27 protein-coding genes, 1 other RNA gene and 1 pseudogene are annotated in these 25,094 nt (G+C 31.5%); 22 read left to right on the top strand and 7 right to left on the bottom strand.

Going from position 1 to position 25,094, the window contains the following annotated elements:
- Nucleotides 1–1,737, top strand: coding sequence for an ABC transporter ATP-binding protein (locus HNP65_RS01795; protein ID WP_184618674.1), 1,737 nt, complete (start codon nt 1–3; stop codon nt 1,735–1,737).
- Between the two features lie 7 nt (nt 1,738–1,744).
- Here HNP65_RS01795 and ffs read toward each other — a convergent pair.
- Nucleotides 1,745–2,007, bottom strand: an RNA gene (gene ffs, locus HNP65_RS01790) — signal recognition particle sRNA large type.
- 130 nt (nt 2,008–2,137) lie between these two features.
- On the opposite strand from ffs, the gene HNP65_RS01785 reads away from it, so the two are divergent.
- The 7 genes and pseudogenes from HNP65_RS01785 to HNP65_RS01755 all read left to right on the top strand — a co-directional run bounded on the left by HNP65_RS01785 (nt 2,138) and on the right by HNP65_RS01755 (nt 10,150).
- Complete coding sequence (locus HNP65_RS01785; RefSeq protein WP_221236817.1) at nt 2,138–2,740, top strand: hypothetical protein; 603 nt, start codon at nt 2,138–2,140, stop codon at nt 2,738–2,740.
- Nucleotides 2,741–2,759: 19 nt separating this feature from the next.
- Entirely contained in the window at nt 2,760–3,770 is a 1,011-nt protein-coding gene (locus HNP65_RS01780; protein WP_184618672.1) for an ABC transporter ATP-binding protein, read from the top strand.
- Nucleotides 3,763–4,758: an ABC transporter ATP-binding protein gene (locus HNP65_RS01775; RefSeq protein WP_184618671.1), complete on the top strand. Its 996-nt coding sequence runs from the start codon at nt 3,763–3,765 to the stop codon at nt 4,756–4,758. Before HNP65_RS01780 ends, HNP65_RS01775 begins: the two co-directional genes overlap by 8 nt.
- A gap of 4 nt (nt 4,759–4,762) precedes the next feature.
- Nucleotides 4,763–6,501, top strand: a pseudogene (locus HNP65_RS01770) (ABC transporter substrate-binding protein).
- 69 nt (nt 6,502–6,570) lie between these two features.
- Nucleotides 6,571–7,536, top strand: a complete 966-nt coding sequence (locus HNP65_RS01765; RefSeq protein WP_184618670.1) for an ABC transporter permease — start codon at nt 6,571–6,573, stop codon at nt 7,534–7,536.
- Between the two features lie 13 nt (nt 7,537–7,549).
- Complete coding sequence (locus tag HNP65_RS01760) at nt 7,550–9,178, top strand: ABC transporter permease (RefSeq protein WP_184618669.1); 1,629 nt, start codon at nt 7,550–7,552, stop codon at nt 9,176–9,178.
- Nucleotides 9,179–9,304: 126 nt separating this feature from the next.
- Nucleotides 9,305–10,150 carry an endonuclease/exonuclease/phosphatase family protein gene (locus HNP65_RS01755; RefSeq protein ID WP_184618668.1) on the top strand — a complete coding sequence of 282 codons (846 nt, stop codon included), beginning with the start codon at nt 9,305–9,307 and terminating at the stop codon, nt 10,148–10,150.
- A 503-nt stretch (nt 10,151–10,653) separates the two neighbouring features.
- Here HNP65_RS01755 and HNP65_RS01750 read toward each other — a convergent pair.
- The 6 genes from HNP65_RS01750 to HNP65_RS01725 form a co-directional block, all read right to left on the bottom strand.
- Nucleotides 10,654–12,111 carry a recombinase family protein gene (locus HNP65_RS01750; RefSeq protein WP_184618667.1) on the bottom strand — a complete coding sequence of 486 codons (1,458 nt, stop codon included), beginning with the start codon at nt 12,109–12,111 and terminating at the stop codon, nt 10,654–10,656.
- Nucleotides 12,112–12,156: 45 nt separating this feature from the next.
- Nucleotides 12,157–12,531 (bottom strand): type II toxin-antitoxin system RnlB family antitoxin, encoded by a 375-nt coding sequence (locus HNP65_RS01745; protein WP_184618666.1) that lies wholly within the window; start codon nt 12,529–12,531, stop codon nt 12,157–12,159.
- Between the two features lie 30 nt (nt 12,532–12,561).
- Nucleotides 12,562–14,022 carry a ribonuclease H1 domain-containing protein gene (locus tag HNP65_RS09945; RefSeq protein ID WP_184618665.1) on the bottom strand — a complete coding sequence of 487 codons (1,461 nt, stop codon included), beginning with the start codon at nt 14,020–14,022 and terminating at the stop codon, nt 12,562–12,564.
- Between the two features lie 116 nt (nt 14,023–14,138).
- A complete protein-coding gene (locus HNP65_RS01735) occupies nt 14,139–14,966 on the bottom strand; it encodes a hypothetical protein (RefSeq protein WP_184618664.1) in 828 nt (275 codons plus the stop codon).
- Between the two features lie 27 nt (nt 14,967–14,993).
- Nucleotides 14,994–16,289, bottom strand: coding sequence for a PDDEXK family nuclease (locus HNP65_RS01730; RefSeq protein WP_184618663.1), 1,296 nt, complete (start codon nt 16,287–16,289; stop codon nt 14,994–14,996).
- Between the two features lie 23 nt (nt 16,290–16,312).
- Nucleotides 16,313–16,933, bottom strand: a complete 621-nt coding sequence (locus tag HNP65_RS01725) for a LexA family protein (protein WP_184618662.1) — start codon at nt 16,931–16,933, stop codon at nt 16,313–16,315.
- 259 nt (nt 16,934–17,192) lie between these two features.
- Here HNP65_RS01725 and HNP65_RS01720 point away from each other — a divergent pair, with 259 nt between their 5' ends.
- The 14 genes from HNP65_RS01720 (at nt 17,193) to HNP65_RS01655 (ending at nt 25,019) form a co-directional block, all read left to right on the top strand.
- Nucleotides 17,193–17,402, top strand: coding sequence for a helix-turn-helix transcriptional regulator (locus HNP65_RS01720; RefSeq protein WP_184618661.1), 210 nt, complete (start codon nt 17,193–17,195; stop codon nt 17,400–17,402).
- Nucleotides 17,399–17,641, top strand: coding sequence for a hypothetical protein (locus tag HNP65_RS01715; protein WP_184618660.1), 243 nt, complete (start codon nt 17,399–17,401; stop codon nt 17,639–17,641). The genes HNP65_RS01720 and HNP65_RS01715 overlap by 4 nt, the downstream gene beginning before the upstream one ends.
- On the top strand, nt 17,586–17,900 hold the full coding sequence (locus HNP65_RS01710) for a hypothetical protein (RefSeq protein WP_184618659.1): 315 nt from the start codon (nt 17,586–17,588) through the stop codon (nt 17,898–17,900). Before HNP65_RS01715 ends, HNP65_RS01710 begins: the two co-directional genes overlap by 56 nt.
- 11 nt (nt 17,901–17,911) lie before the next feature.
- Entirely contained in the window at nt 17,912–18,163 is a 252-nt protein-coding gene (locus HNP65_RS01705) for a hypothetical protein (RefSeq protein ID WP_184618658.1), read from the top strand.
- Nucleotides 18,160–18,573: a hypothetical protein gene (locus HNP65_RS01700; protein WP_184618657.1), complete on the top strand. Its 414-nt coding sequence runs from the start codon at nt 18,160–18,162 to the stop codon at nt 18,571–18,573. Before HNP65_RS01705 ends, HNP65_RS01700 begins: the two co-directional genes overlap by 4 nt.
- Complete coding sequence (locus HNP65_RS01695; protein WP_184618656.1) at nt 18,566–19,402, top strand: hypothetical protein; 837 nt, start codon at nt 18,566–18,568, stop codon at nt 19,400–19,402. Before HNP65_RS01700 ends, HNP65_RS01695 begins: the two co-directional genes overlap by 8 nt.
- A gap of 395 nt (nt 19,403–19,797) precedes the next feature.
- Nucleotides 19,798–20,301, top strand: coding sequence for a hypothetical protein (locus tag HNP65_RS09730; protein ID WP_246348155.1), 504 nt, complete (start codon nt 19,798–19,800; stop codon nt 20,299–20,301).
- Nucleotides 20,294–20,869, top strand: coding sequence for a hypothetical protein (locus tag HNP65_RS01685; RefSeq protein WP_184618654.1), 576 nt, complete (start codon nt 20,294–20,296; stop codon nt 20,867–20,869). Before HNP65_RS09730 ends, HNP65_RS01685 begins: the two co-directional genes overlap by 8 nt.
- Nucleotides 20,869–21,195, top strand: coding sequence for a single-stranded DNA-binding protein (locus HNP65_RS01680; protein WP_184618653.1), 327 nt, complete (start codon nt 20,869–20,871; stop codon nt 21,193–21,195). Before HNP65_RS01685 ends, HNP65_RS01680 begins: the two co-directional genes overlap by 1 nt.
- 37 nt (nt 21,196–21,232) lie before the next feature.
- Complete coding sequence (locus HNP65_RS01675; RefSeq protein WP_184618652.1) at nt 21,233–21,391, top strand: hypothetical protein; 159 nt, start codon at nt 21,233–21,235, stop codon at nt 21,389–21,391.
- A gap of 114 nt (nt 21,392–21,505) precedes the next feature.
- The gene (locus HNP65_RS01670; RefSeq protein WP_184618651.1) at nt 21,506–21,736 is read left to right on the top strand and encodes a hypothetical protein; all 231 of its coding nucleotides are present in this window, start codon (nt 21,506–21,508) and stop codon (nt 21,734–21,736) included.
- A 21-nt stretch (nt 21,737–21,757) separates the two neighbouring features.
- Nucleotides 21,758–22,237 (top strand): RNA polymerase sigma factor, encoded by a 480-nt coding sequence (locus tag HNP65_RS01665; protein ID WP_184618650.1) that lies wholly within the window; start codon nt 21,758–21,760, stop codon nt 22,235–22,237.
- 606 nt (nt 22,238–22,843) lie between these two features.
- On the top strand, nt 22,844–23,953 hold the full coding sequence (locus HNP65_RS01660; protein ID WP_184618649.1) for a hypothetical protein: 1,110 nt from the start codon (nt 22,844–22,846) through the stop codon (nt 23,951–23,953).
- The gene (locus tag HNP65_RS01655; protein ID WP_184618648.1) at nt 23,940–25,019 is read left to right on the top strand and encodes a hypothetical protein; all 1,080 of its coding nucleotides are present in this window, start codon (nt 23,940–23,942) and stop codon (nt 25,017–25,019) included. Before HNP65_RS01660 ends, HNP65_RS01655 begins: the two co-directional genes overlap by 14 nt.
- The last annotated feature ends 75 nt before the right edge of the window (nt 25,020–25,094 follow it).

The raw sequence follows: 25,094 nt of genomic DNA, 5'->3' as shown, positions 1-25,094 counted from the left end.
ATGAAGCTTTTGAAAAGATTGTTAAAATATGCTAAACCGTATACGCTATTATTTGTCATTGCAATTTTGGTTGTTATTTCTCTTACTTTTGTAACTCTTCTTCCACCTCAGATAGTAAGAAATACAGTAAATAATTATATAACTAATGATTCATTACCTTTAAATGAAAGATTTTCTGGTATTTTTAAAATGTCACTTTATTTCTTATTAACAACCTCTTTGATTTTTGTATTTGAATATATTTCAATATATATTACAACATATCTTGGTGGAAAAATTGTATACGATATTAGAAAAGAGCTTTTTGACCATGTTTTAAAACTCCCAATGTCTTATTTTGACAAACATCCAAGTGGTCAAATAACTACAAGAATTGCAAATGATACGCAGAATATAATGGAATTTTTTACGTCTGTTATAACGAGTATTTTTAATGACGTTTTTTTACTTACAGGCGTAATTATTATGATGCTAAGAGTTAGCCCAAGGTTGTTTGTAAATATTTCATTTGTATTTCCTGTCTTAATAGTGGCGATGATTTTATTTAGATACTTTGATTTAAAAGCTTACAGAGCTGTTAGAACTAATATTTCTAAGGTTAATGCATACCTTGCAGAACATATTGCTGGTATGCCAGTTGTTAAATTATTTAATGCTGAGGATTTTGAAAGGAAAAATTTTGACAAAGTAAATAAAGAGTTGTATAAGTCTAGAATACAGCAGATGTATGTTTTTGCAATTTTTAGACCGACTGTTAGTACACTTTACAGACTTGCAATTGCTGCAATTATATGGATGGGTGCAAAATACATAGTTTCAAGAACTCTCAATTTTGGTGATCTATATGCCTTTGTTGCATATCTAGAATTATTCATGAGACCACTTGAGGACTTATCTGAAAAGTACGATATAATTCAGAATACTGTGGCGAGTGCGGAAAAGATATTTACATTGATGGATCAGACAGAAGAACATTTTGGAGACGAAAATGGGAAAGCAGAAATTGAAGAAGGTGTTGTAGAGTTTAAAAATGTATGGTTTAGATATAACGAAGATAGATGGATATTAAAAAATATTAATTTAAAATTTGAACCAGGGCAATTAATAGCTGTTGTAGGTGAAACCGGTGCAGGAAAAACATCGTTAATGAATCTTGTAAATGGCATGTATAGAATTCAAAAGGGGAAAATATTGATTGATGGTACAGAACTTGAAAAATACAACATCCATGAACTTAGAAAGCAGATATCAACTGTTCCGCAAGATGTAGTTTTATTTTCTGGAACACTTTTAGATAATGTTAGACTTTTTCATGAAGAAATTTCAAAAGAGCAGGTAATAGATGCATTAAAAAAAGTATATGTTTGGGACTTGATTGAAAGATTGCCAAATGGTTTATATACAGAAGTTATTGAGCGTGGAAAAGGTATATCGGCAGGGGAAAGGCAGTTAATAGCACTTGCAAGATCTGTACTTTTTGATGCAAAAATATTCATTCTTGATGAGGCTACAAGTAATATTGATGTTCAAACTGAAGAAAGGATTCAAAAGGCTGTTAGAAAACTTTCTGAGGATAAAACGGTTATAATGATAGCACATAGACTTGCTACAGTTGTAAATGCAGATAAAATATATGTAGTTCACAAAGGAGAAGTTGTTGAGGAAGGGTCGCATAAAGAATTGTTGAGCAAAAAAGGAATTTATTACAAGCTCTATGAAGTGCAATTTTCAAAATAAAAAGGTGCCGTGCACCCTTGCTTCGATTACGCGGGACCTGAGCGTAACCTCGGTTCGGGCTCCGGCTGAGCACCCCTACGGCACACACTTGCCTGCTTAGGGCTGCTTCCTTCCGGACCTGACCCGGTTCACAGGTAGTTGTTGCGTAGGACTCAACCTTCAGCGCCCTACCGAGGACCGTTTTCAGACCCCACAAACCTCGGCAAGGGAATTAAGCCCCGCTAGGTGGATTTCGGGTACAGGGGACCACCAACCCCCCGCTTAGCACGGCACCATGAATTATTTTAACATTATTCTGTATAATTGTCAAAAAATCAAAATTACAAAGTTTAATAAGACTTGAAAAATTTTTTCTATATGGTAACCTATTAACTTGTGAAAAATATATTATGTTGAGGTGATGAAAATAAGTAGAAACTGGTTTTTTATATTCATAATTTCAGCTTTTATCATTGTAGCATTGTATTTTAATTTTAATTCTGCAAAGAAAATATATATAAAAGGAGATAACTATTATGTCGGCAAATTAATGGATTATTTGAACTTAAATGGATATAAATTCAAAATTGTAGATATAAAAAAAGCAAATGTTGTTATTGATTTAGATAACTTAGAAGTTTCTTTGTATAATGGAATGCATTTTAATATAAAATATAGTGAAAAAATGATAAATAAAGTAATATCACTAGTTGAAAATCGTGATTGCAAAGTTTTAAGTAAAAATAACGACTTTTACCTTAATAATCAGTATTTTTACAAACACTTTACATTTGAAACATATTGTGGTATAAATATAATGATACTCCCAGAAATGTATGAAAATGTAGAAAAATTAGTTTTCCGAACAATTTTAAATATCTTAAAAGGTAATTATCAAGGCTTTGAAAATGAATATTTTGTTAACAAAATGTATATTTATAGACTGTATGATAATTGGGAATTAATTGCCACATATGAACCGACTCTGGAAATTTTGGAGTTAATAGCCGATGAAAAAAATTAGTTAAGAGAGGTGAAATCTTTTGGAACCCATATTATCAGTTAAAAACCTGAGCACATGGTTTTATATGGAAGAAGGGGTAGTAAAGGCTGTAAACGATGTCAGTTTTGATCTTCATGAAAACGAAGTTGTAGGAATTGTTGGCGAAACAGGTTCTGGAAAAAGTGTTACTGTAAAATCTATTATGAGACTTATACACAAGCCTGGAAAGATCGTTAATGGGCAGATTATTTACAGAGGCAGAGGAAAAGAGGAAGATTTGTTAAAGTTGTCGAAAGATGAAATTGCAGAAATAAGAGGAAAAGAAATTAGTATGATTTTCCAGGACCCACTAACTTCTTTAAATCCTCTTTATACAATTGGTGATCAATTGACTGAAACTATTATAAGGCACCAAAATGTTGATAGAAAGACAGCATGGGAAATAGGAACTGAAATGCTTAGAAAGGTTCAGATACCTGCACCTGAAAAGAGAATGTTTGCATATCCATTTGAATTTAGCGGCGGTATGAGGCAGCGTGCTGTTATAGCAATTGCTCTTTCATGTAATCCAAAAGTATTGATTGCCGATGAGCCTACAACTGCATTGGATGTTACTATTCAGGCTCAAATATTGGAATTGATGAAAGATTTGCAAAAAGAATTTAAGACTGGTTTGTTGTTTATAACTCACGATTTAGGTGTAATTGCATCGATGGCTGATAGAATTATAGTTATGTATGGAAGTAGGCAAATGGAAATAGCAACAGCAGAGGAAATTTTCTATAATCCACTCCATCCATATACACATATGTTGCTTAGGGCAATACCAAGACTTGATAAAAAGCAAGATAAGCTTGAGGCAATTCCAGGACAACCTCCGAGAATGATTGATGTGCCAAATGTATGTCCATTTGCACCAAGATGTCCAAGAAAACTTGATAAATGTACAAAAGAATTGCCTGAATTGGTTGAAGTAGAACCAGGACACTTTGTAAGGTGCTTCAATCCAGTACTAGACAAGAAAGAATCGGAGGCGATGAAGAATGAATAATGAAACAATCATAAAAGTGCAGAATTTAAAAAAATACTTTCCTATCGCAAAAGGTTTTCTTGTTAAAAAACATGTTGGTGATGTAAAAGCAGTAGATGATATATCTTTTGAAGTAAAGAAGAAGGAAACATTTGCTTTAGTTGGAGAGTCAGGATGTGGAAAAACAACTGCTGCAAGAACAATGTTAAGATTAATAGATCCAACAGATGGAAAAATTGAGGTATTTGGACAAGACATATCTAATTTGACAAGAAAAGAGTTATTGCCATTTAGAAGAAAAATGCAGATAGTTTTCCAAAATCCCATTGGTTCATTAAATCCACGTATGACAATTGGTCAGATATTGACTGAGCCATTGTTGTTCCATAAAATAGTCAAAAATAGGCAAGAGGCATACGACAAAGCGGTTGAAATATTGAGAATGGTTGGTCTTAAACCTTATCATATGGATAGATACCCACATCAATTCAGTGGGGGTCAAAAACAGAGAATTGCAATTGCAAGAGCACTGTCTGTTGGGCCTGAAATATTATTTTTAGATGAACCTACTTCAGCTCTTGACGTGTCAGTTCAAGCTCAGATTATTAATCTATTTTTAAAATTTCAAGAAGAACTTGATTTAACATATATTTTCATTTCACACGATTTATCACTTGTTAGATTTATTAGTGATAAAGTTGCTGTTATGTATCTTGGAAGAATTGTTGAAATGGGTGATGTTGATGAAGTCTTTGAAAATCCAATTCACCCATATACGAAGGCATTATTATCAGCTTCTCCAATTCCTGATCCAAAAGTAGAAAAACAAAGAAAGAGAATTATTTTAACAGGAAATGTTCCAAATCCAATTGCAAGACCAAGCGGATGTTTCTTCCATCCAAGATGTCCATTTAAAACTGAAAAATGTGAAAAAGAATATCCACAAATGTATAAAATTTCTGAAAATCACCAGGTTTCTTGTCACCTGGTAGAAAAAGAGGGGGTGTGAGTTTATGAAAAAACTCATGGTATTACTTGCAGTATTAGCAGTAGTGTTTGCCTACGCTGCTCAACTTCCATATATTGGAGCAGATGCACAGGGAAAGCCAGGAGGTCAGTTTGTTATAGGAACTCTTAGTGGTCCAAAAACTGTAAACGATGTTACACAAAGGAAACAAGTTCAACCTATGTTATTGATATGTTCATGGGGTATGGTGGAACTCTCATTGAAAGACATGGTGTAGATATGGAATTCTATCCAGCAATTGCAGAAAGCTGGGAAGGTCCAAGGCTAACTGCAGATGGTGGAATGGAAATTATTTGGCATATCAGAAAAGGAGTAAAGTTCAGTGATGGACAACCATTGACAGCAGACGATGTTGTATTTACATTGAATGATATTTATACAAACCCAGATATTCCAAGTTCATTTAAAGATGTTATAACAAGTACAAATGGATATTTACCAAAAGCAGAAAAGATTGATGATTATACAGTTAGAATGTATTATCCTGAACCATTTAGGCTTGCATTTAGATACCTTGGTGGAATGTATATTTATCCAAAACATTTAGCAGAAGAATATGTAAAAAATGGTAATTTTGAAGAATTCTGGACAGTAGATGCAATAAATAAAGGAGAAGTAGTAGGTCTTGGTCCATACATTCCAGTAGAATACGTTCCTGACCAATATGTAAGATTTACAAAGAACCCATATTACTGGAAGAAAGATGCAAATGGACAACAACTTCCATACTTTGATGAAGTACTCTTTAAGATAATTTCTAACCAAGATGCAATGAGACTTGCGTTTGAAAATGGAGAAATTGATGTTTATGGTCCAAGAGGAACAGAATTTGCAGAATTAAAAGAAAAAGAAAAAGAACTCAACATAGTAGTTACAACAGCAGGACCAGCATATGGAACAACATTTATTACATTCAACTGGAATACACCAGATCCAGTTAAGAGAAAATGGTTCAGAAATGAATACTTCAGAAAAGCAGTTGCATATGCAATAGATAAAGAATCAATTATTGATACACTCTACAATGGACTTGGAATTGCACAATGGTCACCAGTTTCAATGAGTTCACCATATTACAACGAAGATGTAGTAGTAAAGTATGAATACGACTTAGACCTTGCAAGGGCAATGTTAGAAATGGGAGGATTTAGCTGGAATGATAAAGGAGAATTAGTTGACGAAGATGGAAATGTTGTTAAATTCTTACTTACAACAAATTCAGGAAACAGAGTTAGAGAAGGAGTAGCAAATATAATCCAAGATGCATTAAAACAACTTGGTATGGACGTAACATTCACCCCAATCGATTTCAATACTTTAGTTCAAAAATTGTTGAATACAGGTGATTGGGAATCAATAATCATAGGATTAACTGGTGGAGATGAACCACAAAGTGGAGCAAACGTATGGAAAACAGACGCGTCATTGCATTTCTGGAATTACTCACCAGAAGTTGCAGATTTTGTAGATCCTAACGACTACTACTTACCAGATTGGGAAGTAGAAATTGACAAAATATTTAGGGAAAACGTAAGAATACTTGATGAAAATATCGTAAAAGATTACTTCTCAAGATTCCAACAATTAGTATCTGAACACCTACCATTGATTTACACAGTAAATTCATTGAGATTATTTGCATACAAAGCAACACTTAGAAATGTAAAGATAGGACCACTTGGTGGAACAACATGGAATATTTATGAAGAGTGGAAAGAACAGTAAAAAATTATGTGGGCGCGTGAGGTGTTAGCCCCGCGCCCATTTTAAAAATTAAAAGTGAGGTGACTGAGATTGCTAAGGTATATAGCACGTAGATTAATAATTTTGATTCCCGAGCTTTTTATAATAACGCTAATAGTGTTTTTGATAATGCAAGCTGCGCCTGGAGATTTTCTTGACCAGTACAGACTTGATCCATCAGTTTCAAAGGATTTTATTCATACTCTTGAAAAACAATACGGTTTGGATCAGCCGGTGATGGTTCAATATTTTAAATGGATAAAAGGTGTCTTAACTGGTGATTTGGGTTATTCATTTTACTATAGAAGACCAGTTGTAGAACTAATTGGTGAAAGAGTTCTTGCAACATTGATATTGTCACTTTACTCGTTTGTAATTTCATGGATAGTTGGTGTTATTTTAGGTGTTGTATCTGCACTAAAAAAGTACAGTTTTTGGGATAAATTTTTAACTGTAATTGCATTTACTGGTATAGCAATTCCTGGTTTCTTTTTAGCCTTATTGTTATTGTATTTTGCAGCAAAGACTGGTACATTCCCAGTTGCTGGTATGTATGATGTTAATCATTCTAAGATGACAGTTTGGCAAGGGTTCAAAGATATATTCTGGCACATGCAACTTCCAGCATTTACTTTGACATTTGGTGGTTTTGCAGGATTGATGAGGTACATGAGGGGAAGTTTATTAGACGTGTTGAATGAAGATTATGTTGAATTTGCAAGAGCAAAAGGTATGCCCGAAAGAGTAGTTATATTTAAGCACGCAATGAGAAACGCAATAAATCCATTGATTACTATGTTTGGTTTTAGTTTGTCAAGTTTGTTAGGTGGAGCTGTTATTACCGAAACGATCTTTTCTTGGCCAGGACTTGGAAGACTTGTTTATCAAGCATTAGTACAACAAGATATATATGTTGTTATGGCTAGTACAATTATAAGTGTTATCATGTTAATTGCAGGTAATTTGGTCGGGGATATTTTACTTGCAGCAGTTGATCCAAGAATTAGGTTGGAATAGGAGGTAGTAGTTGATGGCTAAAAAAGAACAAGTTAAGAAAAAAAATAATAGTAATGAAAATATAGATTTTGAAGAAGTATATCTTACTCGTGGACAATTGATGTGGAGAGCTTTTAAGAAAAATAAGCTAGCAATGGTAGGATTGTGGGTGCTAATTGTACTTTATATTATGATGTTCGCTGCTGATTTTCTTGCACCATATAACCCATTTGAGCAAAGTCTAAAACATTCGTATGCACCTCCTACGAAAGTAAATAAGGTATACAAAGTTGATGATTTTGAGAAAAAAATAGGTTTATATGTTTTACCATACGCAAGTTATGTTGATAAGCTAGACTATACTAGAAAAACTAGGCAATTATATTTTCCAAGCAGGATAACCCTTGAATACAAAGGTGAATTAATAACATTAGTAATGAATAACACAAAATATTTTGCTAGGACTGATTTTCCAGGAAAAGTTATTAATGTAAGTGATTTGGAATTTACACTAAAAAAAGAAGAATATGCGATGGTTAATAATGAATGGAAAAAGGTATCATCATCAAGTGAGAAAACAAAATATTTTGTAGCTGGGGTAAATGATAGTGTTTTAACAGAAGGAGAAGCATTTATAGAAAATGATACAGCAACTGCAAAAAATGTTATTTTTGGAAAATACGGTTTTAAACTTGGGATTACTAACGAAAATGAAATTGAAAAGGTTGGTTTAAAATACACAATTAATTACATAAAATATACTGATAAAAATGGAAAGAAGAAAATTTTATTTGGAAAAGATTTGGTAATTAAAGATTTTGATTATAAATATTATCCAGTAAAGTGGTTTGTTAAAAGTTGGGGGCCAAAGAAAAAAGATTATGGAAGAGTAGGTTATGTGTTCTGGATTATTCCATTAAAATACCATTTGTATGGTGTAGACAATTATGATAACAATCCATTTGTAAGATTATACATAATGGGTTCTGATGAGTTTGGAAGAGATGTTTGGTCAAGATTAATATTTGCTTCAAGAATTTCATTGTCAATAGGATTTATAGGTCTTGCAATAACATTAACACTATCACTGTTCTTTGGAGGAATAGCTGGTTATTACGGTGGAGTAGCAGATGAATTATTAATGAGGTTTACAGAAATTATTATGTCAATTCCAGGATTTTATCTCTTGATACTTTTGAGGTCATTGTTACCATTAGATATTCCATCATCTCAAGTATATATTATGTTAGTATTTATCCTTTCCTTTATAGGATGGGCTGGACGTGCAAGGATTATCAGAGGTATGGTGTTGTCAATTAAGAGAAATGAATTTGTTGAAGCAGCATATGCATTAGGATATCCAGATAGTAAAATACTTTGGAAACATGTTATTCCAAATACAATGACATACATGATAGTTACTGCAACATTGTCTATTCCTGGCTATATATTAGGTGAAGCAGGGCTTTCCTTCTTAGGGTTAGGAATTAGGGAACCGTCTGCATCATGGGGATTAATGATGGCAAGAGCACAAGATATTTACGTATTACAAAATGCACCATGGCTCTTAATTCCTGGTATATTTATATTCGTTACCGTTTTAGCATTTAACTTTGTCGGTGATGGATTAAGAGATGCATTTGATCCAAGAGCGTTAGGATAATTAGTTTAGGTGGTTAATGTTATATATGATAATAAAAAATAAATGAGGCTTCGAATTTTCGAAGCCTCAATTTTTAATTTAAGTGTTTTATTAATTTGAAACTTTAAGATATTGGAGGTAGTATGTATGCTTAAAATATTAACTTTGAATTTACATACTTATCAAGAGATTGATATAGGTCAAGAAAAAAATTTAATAGAATTTTTTGAAAAATACGAAAATATTCAAGAAAAGATTGTTCAATTTATTATGGATGAAAACATTGATATTGCTGTATTTCAGGAAGCTGCACAGCATAGAGATATGGATATAATTGAGGAAAAATTTGGGATAAAGATAAAAAGAAAAAATTATATTAAGGTGTTGCATGAACTTTTATTGAAAAAAAATAAATTTTATGAATATGTTTGGGATTTTTCTCATTATGGGTGGAATATATGGGAAGAAGGATTAGGAATATTAACTAAATATCCTATTGTTAATTTTGAATCTAAGTATATTTCAAAAACTAAAGATAAATTTTCTATTTATTCAAGAAAAATTTTAAAAACTACTTTGCTTATAAATAATAAACTTGTTGATATATATACAGTACATTTAAATTGGGTAAGAAATGGATTTGAAAATGAATATAAGAAACTAATTAATTGGATAAATAAAAGCTCGAATAGTAGGTTAATTATTGCTGGAGATTTCAATATTAATGCTGGTACAAAGGATTATGAAAAGTTTATATCTATGAATGTAAAAGGTGAAAAGTTAACAGATGTTTTTTATGAAACTAACAGATACAAAATTGATGAACCAACAATTAGGAAAGATAAATTCAATGATGGAGGAAGAATTGATTATATTTTGGTTTCCAAACATTTTAGAGCAATAGATAGTAGGATTGTTTTCAAAGATAATGATAAATATGGAAGGGTATCAGATCATATGGGATTATGGGCAAAGCTTGAAATTATTGAATAAAGATAAAAACAATGTAAAAAAGCGAAAAAATATTTCATAATAATTGGTTATAAGTAGTTTTTGATTTTTTTTTTGATACTACAAATCAAATAATAAAAAGTAAATAAAAGAGGCTTAAAAAGTAAATGAGAAAGTGGATTTAAATGGAGGAGATTATGTATTACTTTGAATACAATGTTTAGAGAATAGACCAGTTTATAATTGTGGAATTAAGATTAACTAACTCATAACTTGAGGTCTAACATTAAGTTATGAAACACAGGAATAATATAATCGTATTTATTAATTTGAATTTCATGAGATGGGATGCTTGATATAGCAGAAAATACAGTGGTTAAGTAAAACAAATACCCTCCAAAAGTAGAGGGTTTTTTGTGTCTGCCTTTGCGTAACAAAATTGTAACGTTCCAAAGGCTCATAAATAAAAGGTTTAAAAAAACAGTTGGAACTATAGATGGTCTGGGCGGGCAGACCCCGAGAAAACCACGAGTTGAAAAACCCGCTTATTTATTATATTTGACAACGTAGTCACCAAATTTTGTGGTGAATAAAATTTCTGTTGTTTCAAAATTAACAGTAATATGCTCGATTAAATTAATTAATAATTCTCTTGCTGTAGATCTATTTGTGAGTTCTTTTAATACACTTTGCTTTAAATGTTCAACTTCTTCAGTGGTTAATTCACGTAATGATTTTATTTGAGTGAGGGCTGAACGAATATCTTTTTCTAGCTTCATTTTTTCCCGTTCAAGTTCGTTTAATCGAATAAGGAGTTCATTTGAAAATGCTCCCATTTCAATTGCTTTTGTTATATTTTTAATAGCATTATTGACTTCTTCAAGATTTTTTTGAAATGTTTTTAGGGCAACAGGATTAAGTTTTTGTTTAATTTTTTTGTTAATTCTGCGAGTAAGTTCTTCTGTATCAAGGTGTTCAAAATGAGATTTCACAAAATTAATGACAATGTTTTCTAATTTGTCAGCTCCTATGCTGACTTTCTTATTATTATTTCGCCAACAGTAAGTGCAATAATAATATGCATTATTTCCCTGTCGAATGGCTCCAGAAAGTGGATGACCACAAATACCACATTGGACTAGTCCACGAAGAATATAATTTCTTCTTGCTGGTTTGTGTTTATTTTTTGACAACCTTTGTTGTACTTTAATAAATAAATCTTCATCAATAATTGCAATTTCTGGAGCTTCAACTTCAATAATTTCATTAAATGGATTGAACTTTCCCTTACCTCTGCGTTTATTAAAAATAATTTTACCAATGTATTTAGGGTTTTTGAGAATATCACGAACAGATTCAACGTTAAATTTCTGGCTCCTTCTAGGTTTATATCCATTATCATTCAGCCATCGAGCAATAGCTGAAAGAGTTTCACCTTTTGCAGCCATTTCAAACATCTTTTTTACTGCTTTGGCTTCATTTTCTTCAATGGCATATTTACTTTTTCCCTTTTCATCTTTTACAAATTTTAAACCAAAAGGAGGGTATCCTCCATGTACATAACCATCTTTCACAGTCTGTATAAGCCCCCTCATACTGTCCCGAGCTAGTTTTCTAGAATAATATTCAGCCATTCCTTCATATAGTGATTCGATAATTACACCTTCTGGAGAATCGGGAATATGCTCGGTGACAGAAATAAGTTCAATTCCAAGCTTACGGAATTGTTCTTTATAGTTTCTAGAAATTGTTCTATCTCTGGCAAGTCTTGCAAATTCCCAAACAATAACAGTTTCAAATTTTCCTAATTTTGCGTCTGCAAGTAGTTGTTGTAATCCTGGACGACGTGAAGAAAAGCCCGATATTGCTCTATCTTCATATTGGGCTACTATAATGTAATTATTCCGTTTTGCAAACTCCTCAATACGTGAAAATTGAGCTTCAATTGAGATGTCCTGTTGCTGAGTTGATGAGTATCTTGCATATGCTGCAGCACGTTTCATATGTTTCGCCTCATTAAAACAAAAATAACATTTTTGACTTGAACTTTAATTATTAACGAATATCTTATTCTTAAATCTAAATTTTTCAGCAGAAGTCAAAAAGCTACTTTCAACATATTTATAATTTTTTGCCAAATAATTAAAACTCTTCTTTTTAAAAAATTCTGGAACGTTTTTGACAATCTTAAAACTCCAAATATCAATATTTTCGCCATCAAAGGTGGCTTCAATATATCGTGCATCTTTATTAAGATTCCCTAATGTTAAATCAAACAAAACTAAACCTTTACCTTTTTTTAGGCTTCTTAACTTTTGTTCAATTTTATCAATTATTTCATATGGTTTCACTTCAGAAAGCATTATTACAAAATATTTGTATTTTAATTTTTTTTGATCAATTGAAAAGATTTTAAAAAGCATCTTACCACCTCTTTTATTTTAGTGACAACTTTACAAAGGAAATCTATTAAAAAGTTCACCAGTAAGTTTTAATGCTGTCATTATCAAGTCATTCACTTCTTGTTTAGAAGAAATAGTTGATGTATGACCTTCTATTGGTGAAGCATGAGAGTAAATATGTCTGTATTTGTGATAATAATTATAACATTTTTCTATTACAATTAAATCATCTTCACAGTTACAATTTTCTCTAAACTCTTTTTTTATGGTAAAACTATTTGATTTTTCAATTCTTTCAAAATAATTTCCTATAGCCTCTTTTTCAGGTAATTTATCAGCTATTTTAAACATATACAATCCCCATTTAATAAATGCTTCCAAAACACGTGCTGCAGGTATTAAATAAAATGAAAAATCTCTATATGGCATATTCGGTGATTCCAAATAGTTGAAATATGCAGTTATCATTAACCCTTTTAAGGTCTCAGAAACTTTTTCGTGCGTATATGCTCCATGAACAATTTTATCAACAGTTTGTTCAAAATCATTATATTCAGATCGAGAAACATCGTAAACTTTTTGAAGCAAATCTTGAGTTTTTCCAAATTCTGCCAAAAATAGTTCAATATTATTTAGCACATCTCTAGCTTTTCCTTGTATTTGTAATTTTCTACTCCACAAATGATAGGTAAGCACCAAATAATCTTTAAAGAATTTACTTTTAATATCAAATCTCTTTTTGTCAGAATTTATTTCTTCATGTATTTCATATTTTTCATTTTTCAAATATTCTATTAATGACTCTAATTCCTTGTCAGATAATTGTATAGATAAATTTTGATTTACAGAATATCCTTTTAACATTTCTAAAATTTTTTCAAAATCGGGAAGATCAAAATTAACATTACTATCTTTAACTAACGCTTTTTTTGCAAGTTTGTCCGCTTTATCATTGCAAAAATCACCGGAATGTCCTTGAACTTTTTTAAATTCCACTAACAATCCTTTTTGCTTATAATATTCATAATAATATTTATACACTTTTGTTATCAATTTTTTTGTTTTATATTCTTCTTTTGCCCATTTTTCTAAACCTTCTAAATCAAATTTTAATATTACTTTTTTTATGTCATTTTTAACAGCATAATCCATAACAAAAAGAGCCGCCATGATTTCTCCGGGGATATTATTGCCTTCTTTGAACAACGACTCTTCACCCCAAAAATAATACTCAGTCATTCCATTTTTATCACATAAAACAATGCCAGAACTATATATATTATCTTTATAGCTCCCATCAATATAAGCTAAAATTGTGTTTTCATTCATTTCAGGGCATTCACATTCTTTTTTTCCAGATAAATAAGCTTTCGCATCTTCTAATTTCAAAAAGCTTTTATATTCAGCACCGGGAAAACCTTTAATTTGTTTTTCAGCCTCGACCCAGGAATTATAAATACCTGTATTTCTTCCTTTTCTAACGGCATAATACTTTTGCTTTTTCTTACCCAAGGTTGTTCCCCCCCATAAATATCATTTTGTGAGAAAAAAATATCCAAACTCGTACGCGTTTATCGAATGTGGTGGATAAAAGCCTACATTTCAAATTTATTTGTAATGTCTGTAAACTATTTCAAACCTGTTATTGGTATAAAAAATGTATCTTGATTAGGAACTGTCTGGCTAAGACCAGTATATAATATCCCCAAAGCAAAATCATCAATATATTTGTCTCCTGAAAACACTGCATAAATTACAATAAAACCTAACTTCTCAGAAGAATTAAAATCATTAAAGATTTGACTATAAAGTTTATATATATCTTCTTGTGAAGTAGAGCCTTTGTAATTTGGAGTTACTAGCAACTTATAATAATCGCCGTTTTGGTTGTGAATTTTTAAAATATAACACAATGGTACAAAAGAATGACCACCACTAAGACTTAGAGATGCAGAAGTAAATTTATTATTTTCACCTAAAAATTGAATACTTCCCACAACTCTAGGATAAGTTTCTTTTATCCAATCACGCCAATAAGAGGGAATTATAAAAACTTGCCCATAATAATATATGTCAATATCGTTTAATTTGAAAAAAATTTCATCAGGTGAATTCGGCATAGGAAGTAAATTAACATAATCATTATCTTTAATGCCTCTTATTTTATCAGATAACGCAGCTTTTGAAGCTTTTTCAACGGTGGTTAAAAAGGAGTCTGGAACATCAAAATCCTTAATACTATACATATGAGCAACAAAAGGAATAACAGCCGTCGCTTCATTGGTGGTAGTAATTTGTGCTTCAGATTCTACAGTTTGTTCAGAAGGGTTAGGATTTTCTTCATAAGTTTCAGTATTATCACTTTCAAACAATAAGTTTAAAACGTCACAACCTGATAACAGAAAAAAAGACAATATAACAAGAGCAATCACAAGAAAAATAATACCTTTTTTCATAGCCCCCCAACCTCCTATTAAAAAATGTTATAAATATTTTTTTGCATATTGCCATCTTCTTGAATCTTGCATTAATCTTTTTCTTAATTTCTGCAATACACTATGTTTTGTAATTGATTCATCGTACCTGAAAATTATTATCATGACATTGTTATCAAAGCATAATTTTACTTTCTTTTGATCTCTTAATCTTACTTTTTCCAAAGCTTCTATTCCACCCCAATGCTTAATAGGCTGATAGTGTTGAATTTCATTATATTCTATTCCAAGCTCCAATTCCTCAACATAAATATCTAATTCAAGTCCTTCAAGCCATTTTGGACGATAGTGATGGTAAACTGTCAAATCAGGAAAAATAGATTTAATAATCTTCAATAGTTCAGTTTCATGAAACCAACTTTCACCAATTTTTTTATATCCTAGTTGTTGACGGACTAAATTTACCGCTTCTCTAGATAACCCATCATTACTACCAGAATCAGGCTGCAAATTTAATTCAATCATTGCTTTTTTTACATAGGCTCCATATTTTACTTCAAAATTACTTCTGGTGTACATAGGTGAACAATACATATGTTGTGATTCCTCGCCTCTACACACATCACATGCATTAGGATAAAACACCATACCGGGATATTTTAATGGTATTTCATTATAATAAATTTGTATTGGTGTATCTTTTGGTGGGGGCGGAGATTTTTCTAATGCTTTTCTAAAACATTCACAATATGTCAAAAAACCACAATGTTTACACTGCCAAAGTAATTGCCATTCCCATGATATATTGTTTACCAACCTAAATTCATGTTCACACTCTTCGTGTTTTGGTAAAAAATTTTCAGAAACAACAGGTGTTTGAATTCCGATTTTTAATTTATAAAAAAATTTAACCTTAGTTTTTAATTCTTTGATCTTTAAATCCTTTGACTCAAATATCCATGGAGAATCAACAACAATTTTCATTTTTGGCATTTTTAAAATTAATTCCGAATGCTCTGATATCTTCTTAGATATAGAAGTATAAAATGTGAAATACCCAAGCATTTGTTTCCCAGGAATTGTCAAATCATATACACCAATCATAGTTGGTGGTAATCTCAAAGCGTTTAAATAATCTCCCCAATAATTATAAATTGGCTCATTTCTTATTTTAAAATTAATTTTCGGTCCCAACTGTTTTTCAAAGTTTTCTTTGGCTCTTACAGCTACGAGTTCAAAATCAGTTTTTGTTAAATAATTGATTCTTTCTCTTGCAGTTTCAAAAGATTGCAATGCAAAAAGCTCATAGAAATCTTGTGAAGTTAAGATAGTTATTTGATTCATTTGTTATAAATCGCCTCTCTGTTTTATTTCAAAACTTTTTTTGGTGGCTTACTCATAATTTCCTTAACAACACCATGGATGATAAATCTATCATCTGGTTCTACTATTATTGGCAGATATACAGGATTTTCAGAAAGCAGCATAACTTTATCATCTTCTTTGATATACCATTTCACGTAAATCCAGCCATCATAAGTACAAACAATCATATCTCCGTTAAACGCATGAGGTTGTTTTTTTACAAACAAAACAGAGCCATCTGGAGCGACAGGCTGCATACTATCCCCTACAACTCTAACAGCAAAATCTACATCTTTGCTGATGGCTGTTACTTCGCCAATAACATAAATATCATCCGGGAAAGCACCATTGCCAGCAGAAACAGGAGCTGAATATAAAGGCACAGTTTTAAATTCAACATCAACAAATTCAACTTCTGACTGACCCGGGCGTTCTGAAAAGAAATAGTCAAGTGATACGCCAAAATAATCAGCAAGAGTTTTTAACATTTCTAATGAAGGTTCAACTCTACCTGTTTCATAATGAGAAATCGTTTGTTGTGCAACATTTAAATCTTTAGCTAATCGTGCTTGTGAAATACCTTTTTGCTGTCTTAATATTTTTATCTTCTCACCAACATCCATGGTAATCCTCCTTTGTTCTACCACTATTATAACTAGTAATATGCTTATTAGAACATTCGACAACAAAAGATATTAGTTTGCTTAAACTTAAATTAAATTTTACTTAAAATTAATTTTTTAATCTTGACATTAGTGATTAAAAAGTTGTATACTTACTAATGAAATTAGTAATTGAATAACAACTATTGTTAGTGATGGTCTTTGACAACTGAATAAAAGTTTTGAATACCCAAGCATTATGCGACTAGGAGGTGATACTTTGACTTTAAAAGAATTAAGAGAAAGAAAAAACTTATCTCAAATAGATCTTGCAAGATTAATTGGCGTTTCTCAACAAGTTATTTCCCACTACGAAACAGGAAGAGCAAGACCATCTTTAGATGTAATCATCAAACTCGGAAAAGTTCTCGGAGTTTCAGTTGAAGAAATATACGAAGCACTTCCTAAAAAAGAGGGGGCGAAATTATGAGTGAATTTGGTGATATTTATGATGTGCTTGTGGAATATATTTTAGACCGTTATCGAATGGAAATTGACCGCTTAGTTTTTCCATCATTGTACAAAGGGGGCGAAGAAGATGTTAAAACAGAAGGTTCTGGTGGAGCACAAGAGAATAAGCAAACAGGTAACAGAAAACACAGAAACCATAGCAATGATGACAGTTATAAAAAACGAACTACTAAAAGAATTTTTACAACAGGAGGATGAAGAAGATGTACTCAAAGAAACCATTAAGTCCTGGCTGGAAGATCCTACTACAACGGATCGCACAAAACTCAGATATATACTCTCGAAAATCGAAAAAATTGACAAAATACAGGACCAAATCATTGAAAAAATTACTGAAAAGATAGTCAGAACACTTCTTATGAATCGTGAAGCAAATGGCTTATGGAAACAGTACGAACCAAAAGGCGGATATTACACCAGAAAGGCAGCTTGTAGAATGCCATTGTTTGACAAATAGGAGGCGAGCTTATGAGTAAACTTTACGAGGATTTTTTAAGAACCTTGGATGAAGAGATAGAAAAAAGCTCCCCAAAACACAGGGAGCAAGTAAAAATTCTTTTCCTTAAAGTATGGTATAACACATTTCTAAAGAATAGTATAGCACAATTCATGGAGAATTTCAAACATATTCGATATAAGTTTTCAAGAGAAATTAGATACGAAGCAGCGTTGGCTTCTGGAAGAGCATTAAGAAAAGTTAGTGTGGAGGTGAGGGTATGACCATTACGGTTGAGAATGTTTTAACAGAACTAAAAAAAGTAAATGAATACATGAAGAAACTACAAGACAGAAAAAAGGAATTAATAGCAATACTTGAAGAAAATATAGAACGTCCAGTAGATAAGAACACATTGAACTTAGAGGGGGCAAAAATCAAGTGGATTACTTCTGCAAAGATTTCTAACACAAAAGCAAGGGAACTTGCAGAAAAATATCCTGGACTTGTTAACCACGTCTTCTCAGTTACCTACAAACCAAAACTCTCAGCGTTAAACAGGATACAGTTTGCAAAATCTAAAGGAAAATTACCGAAGGATATACCAGAAGAAGCAGTCGAGGAAGTTTTAAAGCACATTGAGCTAGAAGAAAGAATGAGCATATCTTTTGAAGAAGGTGGAGATAATGAGTAAAGAATTAGAAGTAAAAAAAGAAACAGGCTCTATGCTACAAATTGACGAAGGTGCAATTAAAGAGATTAAACATCAGTATGACCTATTTAGAAAGCTCCAAAAAGAAGTACTCGAAGAAAATGTAGACTATGGTTTTCCAATAAAACAACATTCTGAATCCCAAAAACCATCACTTTACAAATCAGGTGCAGAAAAGCTTGTAAGACTGTTTAATTTAACTCCAGAGTTTGAGATTATAAAAGAAATCGAAAATGAATCTTTTATAATGTACAAATTTGTTTGCAGGTTAAAGGCACAAGATGGAAAAATTATCGGAGTAGGATATGGTGCTTGTAACTCTAAGGAGAAAAAAGGTTGGGATCAAAATCCTTGGGTTTTCCAAAATTCAATCCTTAAGATTGCTAAAAAACGAAGTTTAGTTGATGCAGTACTTACTGGTCTTGGGGCTTCTAATGTATTTACACAAGACTTAGAGGATATGGAAATTGCAGAAGAACATCCTAAGCAGCCTGGAAAACCCCAACAACAAAACACATATTACATTGTTAAAGATATGGCTGAAAAGCAACTTTATAAAGAAAAAACAGAATTATGGCAACTTATGAAAAAACGTGCAAAGGAATTACATTTGGAGCCTGAAGACGTATTGAATGATGTGAAAGAAAAATTTGATCTTAATACGTTAAGCGGCATTCGTACGGCTAAAAATTATGTAGAAGCATACAAACCCTATGAAGAAGAGAACGTTATAGAATACGACGCTGTTAAGAATATAAAAGATAATTTGTTTGCTGAAATTGATGAAGAGCTAAGTGATGCACCATTTTAAATCCCTACCCCATATTGGGGTGGGGATTATTTAAAAAGAGGTGATACCGAATGCAATTAGCCACAGTTTTTAACCAGTTTTGGAGGCTTCGTCAGGATTTGGACCTAAACGCAACTGAGATTGGTTTATTCTTTGCCATCTTGTCCGAAATTAACAGGACAAGGGTGGAGAATAACGATTTACTCAGTTCGTCCGTCCAAATCGGAAGCCGCAAACTGGAAATATTATCAGGCATCTCACGTGCAGAAATATACCGTATAAGAAACAGATTAAAACAAATAGGACTAATTGATTTTGAAAATGGGAAAGGAAAAAGGAATTATGCAACGTACTCTTTAGGAAAAATATTCAGGAAACTGTCTCAGACAGAGACACTAAATGAGACGGTTAATAAAGTGTCTCTCACAGAGACGGTAAATGAGACGGTAAGTGAGACACTAAATGAGACACTAAGTGAGACGGTAAGTGAGACACGTAATAAGAATAAAGAATATAGAGAAGAGAGTATAGATATTAATAATAATATAGAAACTACTAACGTAGTTTCTGCGACACCTGTCGCGGACAATCCACCAAAGTGGTATCTCAACCTAGACGAAAGAAAAAAAGACATAGTAGATACTTGGCGTACATTAATAGGTCCATTTGATCCTAAATGGCTTCCATTAGTATCGCAAGTCTTGCACGACTGTTATCCAGCGCAAATAAAAAACGCAATAGTAACCCTTGCAAAAACAAAAGCGGAAGTGATGAAAGAGCAGGGTTTTGAGTATGTAGTTGAGCCCTTGCTAAAAGGGGTGTTTGGTAAACGCTCCAAAAAGAGAAAACAGCCCGCTGGTTTTGCAAGTAAACTTACGGGATTAAAACAATTCCTGGAAGAAGGTGAAGAAAGTGCTTAGTAAAAAGACTTTTGCCGCTGGTATAGCATTACTTGCAAGCGTGTATGAAAAACTTGAAAGAATTACCACAGATAAATTTTTAAGCGAACAATGGTACAAAATGCTAGCTGATTTAACTGATGAACAATTTAAGTATGCCATAGAAGTTTTGGTTAAGACCCAGAAATTTGCTCCAACTATTTCTGAAATCCGGGAAAAAGCCACAGAGTTTTTTCACCAAGATGATCTTACTCCAGAAGAAGCCTGGACCATGGTATATCTGGACATTCATTCAAGAGGATATTACAACGAACCACACTATGACGATTGGAAAGTGGAAGCTGCCAAAAATGCGATAGGTTGGCATACACTATGCGATATGACTGAAGAAACAAAAGGGGTGGTAAGGGCGCACTTTATGAGAATTTACGAGAATTTCAAGAATCGCGAAAAAACTGCAGAAGCAATACAAAATCCACAACTTGCTGCGTTAGTGCAAGCACTTGCAGCATCTTTTGCTCCAAAATCTTCCGCTCCTGCGTTATTTGTACCTGAAGAAAAGAAAGAATTAGAAAGGGGTGAAAAATAATGCCTAGCTATGCACAAATTACCATACTTGGGCACGTTGGAAGTATAGTAAGTAATTACACTAAAACCGGGAAGAAGATAACTAATTTTACCGTAGCAGTTAACAGAAAAAGGGGTAACAATGAAGAAACAGACTGGTTCAATGTCAAGACAACAATGGAATGGGTAGATAAAGGGATTGAAAAAGGAGATCTTGTAATGGTAATTGGTGAGCCACAATCAAGACTTTACAATGGCAAAACATATTGGGATATCTGGGCAAATACCATCAAACAGCTAACAAAGAAGCAGAAAGAGGAAGAATTAGTTGATGCACCACCATTTTGATAAGTTAAAAAATTATAAATTAAAGTGAGGAGAAAGCATGAATTTAGTAATGGAGTTGGGAAAAATAGCGAATGCATTAGCGAAGTTGTTAAAAGCAAAGAAAGGTTTTGACAAAGTAACAAAAGTAAAATTAGAAATAGCTCAACAAATTATCAACGGAGTTCTTGCAGAAAAAATAAAGAAAGGAGGGAAATAATGTGGGTTGAGGGCGTAAGTTTTAAAAGAAAAAGTAAGTTACTACAATTTATGAATGAACTAATGAAAATAGATTTTGAAGATGTGACTATAATTGTAAGGGGGGAAGGAAATTATGGGCAGTTCAAGAAAATACTCAGTAGGAATAACAACAAACAAACTTGTTATTCACACGGAAGATATAGACACAGCAACAAAACTCTTAAATAAGCTACTTGTTCCAACATTAATTAATTTAGATGATGAAAATGCTATAGATATTAGATCAATTAGAAACGTAATAATAACAATACAGTTGGAAGGTGATATTCAGAAGGTAAAGCTAAAAGAAAAACTGGCTTATTAGCCAGCCGAAAGGGGGGGGTTCATGGTTTCTACTTCGGATTATATCATTAAAGAACTTCAAAGGTACAAAAGTTATTGGCAGGAAATTTTAAAAAGGAAAATTCATTTAGATTTTGTAAATGGCGAAATTATTATACAATTTACACTTAAAAATGGAGCAGTAGTAATATTTAATAAAAATTCAATGCATTCTCCAGAAATTCTAGATGAACTCACGATAGAAAAGAAGCGTAGAATGTGGAACAAAATCAGGCGGATTGAGTATTGGCTTCAGTTGCTTCCATTAAGGCAACGAGAAGCAATATTCTGGAGAATTATAAATCACGATTTTGAACTTTGTAATTCTGTAGAGTGCTCAGGCCTAAAATATAAAACATTGTCATATAGGGAAATTGCACAAAAGATGAATCTTAATGAAAAAACAGTTTGGACATATGTGCAAGAAGGTGTGGAAAAATTGGCTGAGAAAGTGTCTTATATTGACAAACCCCCACAAAAATGATATAATTTCCATAGAATCTATAAGTATGCGAAAATGCCGGGCATGGCCCGGTTTTGTTTTTTTGGAATAAAAACCCGGGCAAAGCCGGGGGAGGTGACCTTTTTTTGATTAATCGCTTTTTACGTTTGTTTTTAGATTGTTGCAGTAATTCTTTTTTTGTTTGTTGGTATATAATTTTCTACAATTCTTCTATCTATGAATAGATGTTCTCTATGATGTCAGTTGTAGAAATGAGTTCACTAACCTATGCTGTAACACATTCGATATCTTTTAATATGTTGTTACCGTTAATAAGTGTTACAATTAGTGGTTTGATTATTATCAGAACCTATAAAATCACAATAATTACAGTTTTTTTATACATTTTTATCACCTCCAATTTATTATTATACAATATAGATGCTCTATTGTTAAATTAACATAAAACAAATATTCGAATATTACATATTACAAAAAAGCACTATAAGGGGCGAAAAGTCTTTTTTGCAATTTAATAACTGCATTGTTTACTCTTTTTTATAGTTGGGTGAAAACCAAATTTTATCTTTATAAATTTATGTTAAAATCTGAAATTTTTTTGGTATAATTTTTTAGAGGGTGATTTGTATGAAAATTACTAACAGGGAAAATTTATATAAAACTATTGATATGTATATGGAAGAGTCTATACATGGAAAAAAAATTCATAAATTAGAATATGAATCGGGAATTCCGAAATCATATATATTAGAAACTTATCCCGGATTATCTGAAAATGAACTGTTTGATTTGATTATAAAAGAAATAAAACGTACATTCTACAAAGCAGATATTCATTTTGACAATAGCAAAGAGATTTTGATTATAAATGATGGTAAAGTGGAATTGTTTGTTGATCCTTATCTTTTCTATGAAAATAGTGATATAAGATTTAGATTTATTCCTGTTTTTACTTTTTCGCAATCACAAGAAAGTGATTCTGCTATTAAAAAATTAGTTAATTCTTCTTCTTTTTTTGATTTTCAATGGCTAAATGTAAACAAAATAGCTGATGAATATGAAGCTTATAGAATTGAAGTATCAAGTGAATTTAGTGCGGATCTTTTAGATGATGAAGAAAATTTTGATATTGCATTTAGTTCAAAATCACCTTCATATTTAGCCAAGAAAACTAATGAACTAAAACAATATGGTATTCCCATGAATTTCGTAAAAGGTAAATTCAGAATTGATGATAATAATGAAGATGTAGTTTATCTTTATATTTATAACAATGGTAAAGTCACATTTTATGGTTATGATTTTGATATAGTCAGGGACACAATTTTTAATATCACCTCATCTTATGGAAATGAATTAATCAAAATTGAAAAACTTCAAGAATGGCGTGAAATGGTATTTATTGAGTTTTCAAACCAAAATATTGATCCCGAAAAGTTGGAAAAAACAATGAAAACCATTTTGGCTAACGACGAATTAAAACTTATGGCGTTTGACATTTTTAAGGGAAAAAATTATGTCAAAACAATTGCTGCTGATTTCCACGTTGGTGGTAATCTTGTTTTAGATTTATATTCTTACGGACTTTTTATAACTCTATTAAATGGAAGTTGTGCAAATTCAATCAAACGTATTGAAAATTTTCTAAGAAAATCATTTAATCCTAATATAAAAATTTACATCAAAGAAGAAGAGATTCTTGATAAATTGGAGGAACTAGAAATTGGGACAACATGATGAATGTGAAAAAACTAAATATCTAGAAAATATCGAATCTATGAATATTTTTTTTAGTGTAATTAAAAAAATTGAAAAAGAATTTAAAACTAATTATTTAAACGGAAATATTTATATTCGTTATGAGGTTTCATTCTCTGCCAAACGGCAAAGAATAAATCCTGATGCTGTAATAAAATATAAAGATAATTATTCTTCCGATAAATATAAATTAATAATGTTCGAATATAAAGACAGTTCCAAAGTAGACAATATAATAAAAAGAGAGCAAATATTATCATACAATAACATTGATGATAATTCTCTTGTTGGAAGTGGTTTAAAAATTTTAAAAAATGCCACATTTAAAGGCTTAACTTTATCATTTGTTGAAAACAGAGAAAATCTCGCTAATGAAATCCTAAAAAGTCTAAGTAATTTGTTACCAGAAATAAAATTTGATTTTTCCGTAATAAAAATAAAAACCGAAAATATATATTTAAGCATAGAAAAAATTGCAGGAAAAGATTTTGAACTTTTAGCTAACATAAAACGATTATCAAAAAAGAATATATGTTTATTCGATTTTCGAACTTATAATATTCATAAAAATGTTTACAAAAGGAAGATAAATGAATTAAATGAATTAGAAAGAATAAATTGCAGTGTTTTCCTCGCTCTGTTAATGGGGTATATTATAAGAAATCATTGGAAAGATGAATCATTTACTGTCTTAGATGTCTTGAAGCAAACATCAAATAACTTAGATTACGAGATAATATCAAAATTACATGAACCTCAAAGGATAATTAAATTGTTTCAATATGTAGTAGATAAGTTATTGTGTAAAAATAAATACTTAACTGATTTAAATGAAGTTCGTGAAGAGAAAATAGGTGATTCAAATCTCAAATTAAAAGTTTACAAAGTTAATAAAGAAAAAGATTTATTAAAATCACGAACTAGAAAAACCTTGGAAAGATTAATTAAGAAAAATCTTTCCTCAGAAATATACAATTATAGAAAACAATATGAATTGCCTTTATTTAAATACGATGTAAATTTAGAAGACGAAGAAGTAGAATAAAATCCTTAAAAAATTTGTCAATTGCTAACTAAAAGGGACCTATCACAGGTCCCTTTTTTGTTGCCAAATTGTTAA

The organism is Thermosipho japonicus (assembly GCF_014201655.1).
In the GTDB taxonomy this organism is placed as follows: domain Bacteria; phylum Thermotogota; class Thermotogae; order Thermotogales; family Fervidobacteriaceae; genus Thermosipho; species Thermosipho japonicus.
The sequence above is the reverse complement of the archived record's forward strand: the minus strand, read 5'-3'. Positions and strand labels throughout refer to the sequence as shown.

Coding starts and splice junctions, on each gene's coding strand:
- HNP65_RS01670 (WP_184618651.1), top strand. CDS start 21,506: ATGGGCAGTTCAAGAAAATACTCAGTAGGAATAACAACAAACAAACTT.
- HNP65_RS01710 (WP_184618659.1), top strand. CDS start 17,586: ATGATGACAGTTATAAAAAACGAACTACTAAAAGAATTTTTACAACAG.
- HNP65_RS01755 (WP_184618668.1), top strand. CDS start 9,305: ATGCTTAAAATATTAACTTTGAATTTACATACTTATCAAGAGATTGAT.
- HNP65_RS01665 (WP_184618650.1), top strand. CDS start 21,758: ATGGTTTCTACTTCGGATTATATCATTAAAGAACTTCAAAGGTACAAA.
- HNP65_RS01735 (WP_184618664.1), bottom strand. CDS start 14,966: ATGAAAAAAGGTATTATTTTTCTTGTGATTGCTCTTGTTATATTGTCT.
- HNP65_RS01705 (WP_184618658.1), top strand. CDS start 17,912: ATGAGTAAACTTTACGAGGATTTTTTAAGAACCTTGGATGAAGAGATA.
- HNP65_RS01775 (WP_184618671.1), top strand. CDS start 3,763: ATGAATAATGAAACAATCATAAAAGTGCAGAATTTAAAAAAATACTTT.
- HNP65_RS01795 (WP_184618674.1), top strand. CDS start 1: ATGAAGCTTTTGAAAAGATTGTTAAAATATGCTAAACCGTATACGCTA.
- HNP65_RS01745 (WP_184618666.1), bottom strand. CDS start 12,531: ATGCTTTTTAAAATCTTTTCAATTGATCAAAAAAAATTAAAATACAAA.
- HNP65_RS01750 (WP_184618667.1), bottom strand. CDS start 12,111: ATGAAACGTGCTGCAGCATATGCAAGATACTCATCAACTCAGCAACAG.
- HNP65_RS01700 (WP_184618657.1), top strand. CDS start 18,160: ATGACCATTACGGTTGAGAATGTTTTAACAGAACTAAAAAAAGTAAAT.
- HNP65_RS01785 (WP_221236817.1), top strand. CDS start 2,138: ATGAAAATAAGTAGAAACTGGTTTTTTATATTCATAATTTCAGCTTTT.
- HNP65_RS01675 (WP_184618652.1), top strand. CDS start 21,233: ATGAATTTAGTAATGGAGTTGGGAAAAATAGCGAATGCATTAGCGAAG.
- HNP65_RS01660 (WP_184618649.1), top strand. CDS start 22,844: ATGAAAATTACTAACAGGGAAAATTTATATAAAACTATTGATATGTAT.
- HNP65_RS01730 (WP_184618663.1), bottom strand. CDS start 16,289: ATGAATCAAATAACTATCTTAACTTCACAAGATTTCTATGAGCTTTTT.
- HNP65_RS01760 (WP_184618669.1), top strand. CDS start 7,550: ATGGCTAAAAAAGAACAAGTTAAGAAAAAAAATAATAGTAATGAAAAT.
- HNP65_RS01715 (WP_184618660.1), top strand. CDS start 17,399: ATGAGTGAATTTGGTGATATTTATGATGTGCTTGTGGAATATATTTTA.
- HNP65_RS01680 (WP_184618653.1), top strand. CDS start 20,869: ATGCCTAGCTATGCACAAATTACCATACTTGGGCACGTTGGAAGTATA.
- HNP65_RS01695 (WP_184618656.1), top strand. CDS start 18,566: ATGAGTAAAGAATTAGAAGTAAAAAAAGAAACAGGCTCTATGCTACAA.
- HNP65_RS01725 (WP_184618662.1), bottom strand. CDS start 16,933: ATGGATGTTGGTGAGAAGATAAAAATATTAAGACAGCAAAAAGGTATT.